Below are 3,951 nucleotides of genomic sequence, written 5' to 3' on the forward strand. Positions count from 1 at the left end.
CCATCGCCTTGAGGCGTGCGGTGCGGGCGGCAACAATCACGCGGCGGGGAAGGAGGAAGAACCCACCCCCACCCCGCCCTGAACCAGCAGATCCTGATCGCAGCGCCCATCTCGGCACCGAACCCGGCGCCGCACGCAAGAAGCGTCGTAGTTGTTCAGCGTTCAGCGGGCAGCTTCCTGCTGGGCGGCGTCGAGTCCGGCGCTGATGACGCTGTCCATGATGTCGGCGAGACGGTCCGTTCCGAGGCGGGGCGCGTTCTCGGCCATGCGCTCGACCAGGAGACGCTCACGCTCGGCGTCCCGTCCCGCGAAGTAGCCGACCGACTTGAGCCGCTGCACCTCGGCGGCGACCAGGGCGCGGCGTTCGAGGAGCTCGGCGAGTTCGGCGTCCAGCACGTCGATGCGACCGCGTAGCCGGGCGATGTGCTCGTCGTTCTGCGGCGGGATGCGGTGGTCGTGCACGGTGGGTTTCCCTTCCTCGGTGTGTACGGGTGCGCGGTGCGGCCGTAGACCCCGAGGACGGGGGGTCGGGGCGTCGGCCGCCCGGAAAAGCGAAAGAGCACCGGGCGCTGCCCTGGTGCTCTGTTGCCGACGTTCCCCTGGTTCCGCCTACGTGGAAGCGGCCGACGGGTCCGTCGGCTTGCTAAAAACGAAATAGCGGTGGGTCATGGGGGCGATCATACCCGCTCCGGGGTGGAGGGTGTCTATTCGGGGACCTCGACACGGATCATGAGCGCGCTGCCCTCGGCGGTGACCTGGCCGTTGGCGCGGATCTGTCCGGCGACGTACACCTTGCGGCCCTCGACCCGGTCCACCCACGAGGTGATCTCCAGCGGGGTGAACAGCGGGGTGGGCCTGCGGTAGTCGATCTCCAGGTGCGCGGTCAGGCCGGGGCTGGTCTCGATGGCGGAGACACTGCCGACGGCCTGGTCGAGCATGGCGGCGATCCAACCACCGTGCACCAGGCCGGGAGGGCCCTGGTAGATCGTGTTGAGGGTGATCTCGGCGCGCAGCCCCTCTTCGGTGCGCATGAGGGCGAGCTGCGGTGCGGCGGGGTTGGTGTCGCCGGCGACGATGTTGGTGATGGTGCCGACCTCGGTGGCCCCGTCACCGATATCGCGGGTGACCATGGTGCCGATCTCGCGACGGGCGACGTTGAGTCGTTCGGTGAGGCCTTCGACGGTGGCTGCGGTCTCGGCGAGCGTGTCGGTGTCGACCTCGGTGTTGGCGACGGCGTCGATGAGGTCGTGCACACGGGAGACCAGGGAGCGCAGTTCGGCGGGGATCTCGGTTCCCTGGACCAGGGGAAGTCCGAAGGCCCGAGGGTCGGACGTCTCGGTGGCCGGCTGCGTGTTGACCGTCATGTGTTCCTCGTCGATGTTCGTGGGCGCCGGCCCGGGGTCAGGCCCGGCTCAACGTCAAAACCGAATCCTACTCGGTAGTATTCCGCATCGGCCGGGCGCAGCGGTGCGCTCCCCGTCACACGCCGCGGAGACGGGGGCCACCGCCACCGGGTTCAGGACAGTTCGTGCGTCATGTGCCGGTGCGGGATCCCCGCGTCGAGGAACTCCGGGCCGTGCGCGACATAGCCCAGCCGTTCGTAGAAGCCGAGCGCGTGGGTCTGAGCGTGCAGCTCGACCTTCTTCAGCCCCATCTGCACGGCAAGGTCCTCGGCCGCGCGCACCAGGGCCGCCCCGGTCCCCTTGCCGCGCCCCTCCGGCAGGACCGCCATACGTCCCAGCAACCCCACGCCCTCACCCTGGTCCACCAACCTGACGGTGCCCACCGGTGCCTCGCCCTCCACGGCCAGGAGGAACTCGGCGGTGGTGTCGCGCTCGTCCCACTCCTCGGCGATGGGCACCCGCTGTTCGGCGACGAACACCGCCCCCCGGATGACGAAGACGGCCGCGCGGTCCCGTTCCCCGCGTACGCGGAGGATCTGTGGCTTTTCCATGAGCGCAGACTAACGGAGCCCTCCCCCGCCGCACTCCGGCACCCACGCCCTAACCTGGGGGTATGGGCATGCCGAGCGAGGTCCATCCCACCGTCGAGGACCCGCGCGTGGAACGAGCACGGTACTGGCGCTTTTCGGGCCTGCCCGGAACCGAACTCCTGACCGCCCGGTTCGTCACCACGTCCTTCACCCGGCACACCCATCCCACCTACACGATCGGGATGATCACCGACGGAATCGAGGAGTACACCCACTCTCGCGGTCGCGCCCGGGTCGGTCCGGGAGGGTTGGCGGTGGTCGCGCCCGGCGAGGTGCACACCGGGCACGCCGGTGTCCCCGAGGGATGGGGGTACCGGGTTTTCTACCCCGCCCCCGAGGTGGTCGAGGAGATCGGCCGTGAACTGGGCATGCGGGGCACCCCCGGCTTCCGCGAGTCGGGGATCCACGCCCCGGAGGTGTCCCATGTCCTGGTCGCCGCCCACATGGCCGCCGAACGCGGGGACCGGCTGACCTCCTCCGCCCTGGCCCGGCGGGGGTTGGCGATGCTGCTTCGTTCGCACGGCCGCGAACGGGTCCAGGACGCCCCCGAACGGGCCGCTCGCCCCGAGGTGACGCGGGCGCGCGACCTCCTGGCGCGGGACCTGACCGACCCTCCGACCCTGGAGGAACTGGCCGCACTGGTGGGTCTGGGCCCCTTCGCCCTCAACCGGGCCTTCCGAACCCGCTACGGACTGCCGCCGCACGCGTACCTGAACCAGCTGCGGGTGGACCGGGCCCGGGCCCTGCTCTTGGAGGGACGACCGGTCGGAGAGGTCGCCACGGAGGTGGGCTTCGCCGACCAGCCCCACCTGACCCGGCACTTTCGCCGACATCTGGGGGTGCCGCCCGGCGCCTACCGGCGCGACCTGGGCGACCGAGTCCCACGAGGCGAGTGACGGACCTCATCACGGGGGCGCAAGAACGTTCAAGACCGAGGACACAAAGCCGCCTAACGTGGGCGAACGTGAGTACCCTGTCGAAACTGCGCTCCCCGGCCGTCCGGGACAGCCTGGGCATCGGTGTCGCCGTGGGCGCCGCCGGCCTGGCCTTCGGTACGGCCGCGGTGGCCGCGGGGTTGTCCCCCGCCCAGTCCGTGTTCCTCAGCCTGTTCATGTTCACCGGCGCCTCCCAGTTCGCCCTGGTGGGGGTGATCGCCGGAGGGGGGAACCTGGCCGCCGGCGCGCTCGGCGCGCTGCTTCTGGGCGCCCGCAACACCCTGTACGGGTTGCGGTTGACCGAGGTGCTGGGGTGGCGGGGCGCCAAGCGGGCATTGGCCGCGCACGGGGTGATCGACGAGACCACCGCGGTGACCCTCGTCCAACCGGACCGGGAGTCGGCCCGGCTCGCCTTCGTGACGACCTACACGGTCCTGGGTTCGTTCTGGGTCGCCTTCACCCTGCTGGGTGCGCTGGCCACCGAAAGGGTGAGCGACATCGACGCGTTCGGGTTGGACGCGGTGGGCCCGGCGATCTTCCTGGGGCTGTTGTGGCCCCGGTTGCGCGACGAGGGCGGACGCACCCGGCTGATCGCCCTGTTGGGCGCGGGCGTGGCGCTGGCCACGACCCCGATCCTGCCGCCCGGGGTTCCGGTGCTGCTGGCCGCCTCGGCCGGACTGATCGCGCTGTTCGGTCCGGAGCCCCGGGTTCCCGGACCGGTCGACGAGAGCACCGATGGCGAGGGGCCCGGTGACGAGAATCCGGGCAACGGGAACGGACCCGTGTCGGGCCGGAACGAGGAGGTGGGGTCGTGACCCTGTGGATCGCGCTGATCGCCACCGCGGCGGGCTGTTACCTGCTCAAGTACGCGGGCATGGCCGCGCCGCGACGGCTGCTGGACAACCCCTGGCTGCGACGGTTCGCGATCGCCGTGCCGGTGGCGCTGTTGGCCGCGCTCATCGCGGTGGAGGCGCTGCGCGGTGAGGGTCAGGCCCTGGCCTGGGACACCGCCCGTATGGCGGG

General features: G+C 70.9%; 6 protein-coding genes. 3 read left to right on the forward strand and 3 right to left on the reverse strand.

The window, feature by feature from the left end; all coding sequences use genetic code 11:
* Positions 1 to 162 precede the first annotated feature (162 nt).
* The 3 genes from K8V84_RS17100 to K8V84_RS17110 form a co-directional block, all read right to left on the reverse strand.
* Positions 163 to 462 carry a chorismate mutase gene (locus K8V84_RS17100; protein ID WP_304076099.1) on the reverse strand — a complete coding sequence of 100 codons (300 nt, stop codon included), beginning with the start codon at positions 460 to 462 and terminating at the stop codon, positions 163 to 165.
* 242 nt (positions 463 to 704) lie between these two features.
* Positions 705 to 1,364 carry a PaaI family thioesterase gene (locus K8V84_RS17105; RefSeq protein WP_304076100.1) on the reverse strand — a complete coding sequence of 220 codons (660 nt, stop codon included), beginning with the start codon at positions 1,362 to 1,364 and terminating at the stop codon, positions 705 to 707.
* A gap of 152 nt (positions 1,365 to 1,516) precedes the next feature.
* On the reverse strand, positions 1,517 to 1,954 hold the full coding sequence (locus tag K8V84_RS17110) for a GNAT family N-acetyltransferase (protein WP_304076102.1): 438 nt from the start codon (positions 1,952 to 1,954) through the stop codon (positions 1,517 to 1,519).
* 68 nt (positions 1,955 to 2,022) lie between these two features.
* Here K8V84_RS17110 and K8V84_RS17115 point away from each other — a divergent pair, with 68 nt between their 5' ends.
* The 3 genes from K8V84_RS17115 to K8V84_RS17125 form a co-directional block, all read left to right on the forward strand.
* Positions 2,023 to 2,889 carry an AraC family transcriptional regulator gene (locus K8V84_RS17115; protein ID WP_304076108.1) on the forward strand — a complete coding sequence of 289 codons (867 nt, stop codon included), beginning with the start codon at positions 2,023 to 2,025 and terminating at the stop codon, positions 2,887 to 2,889.
* A gap of 68 nt (positions 2,890 to 2,957) precedes the next feature.
* Positions 2,958 to 3,743 carry an AzlC family ABC transporter permease gene (locus tag K8V84_RS17120; protein WP_304076104.1) on the forward strand — a complete coding sequence of 262 codons (786 nt, stop codon included), beginning with the start codon at positions 2,958 to 2,960 and terminating at the stop codon, positions 3,741 to 3,743.
* Positions 3,740 to 3,951: AzlD domain-containing protein (locus K8V84_RS17125; RefSeq protein ID WP_304076106.1), on the forward strand; the 212-nt coding region annotated here is incomplete at its 3' end. The genes K8V84_RS17120 and K8V84_RS17125, both read left to right, overlap by 4 nt.

It is taken from the genome of Nocardiopsis listeri (assembly GCF_020741345.1).
Lineage (GTDB): Bacteria > Actinomycetota > Actinomycetes > Streptosporangiales > Streptosporangiaceae > Nocardiopsis > Nocardiopsis listeri_A.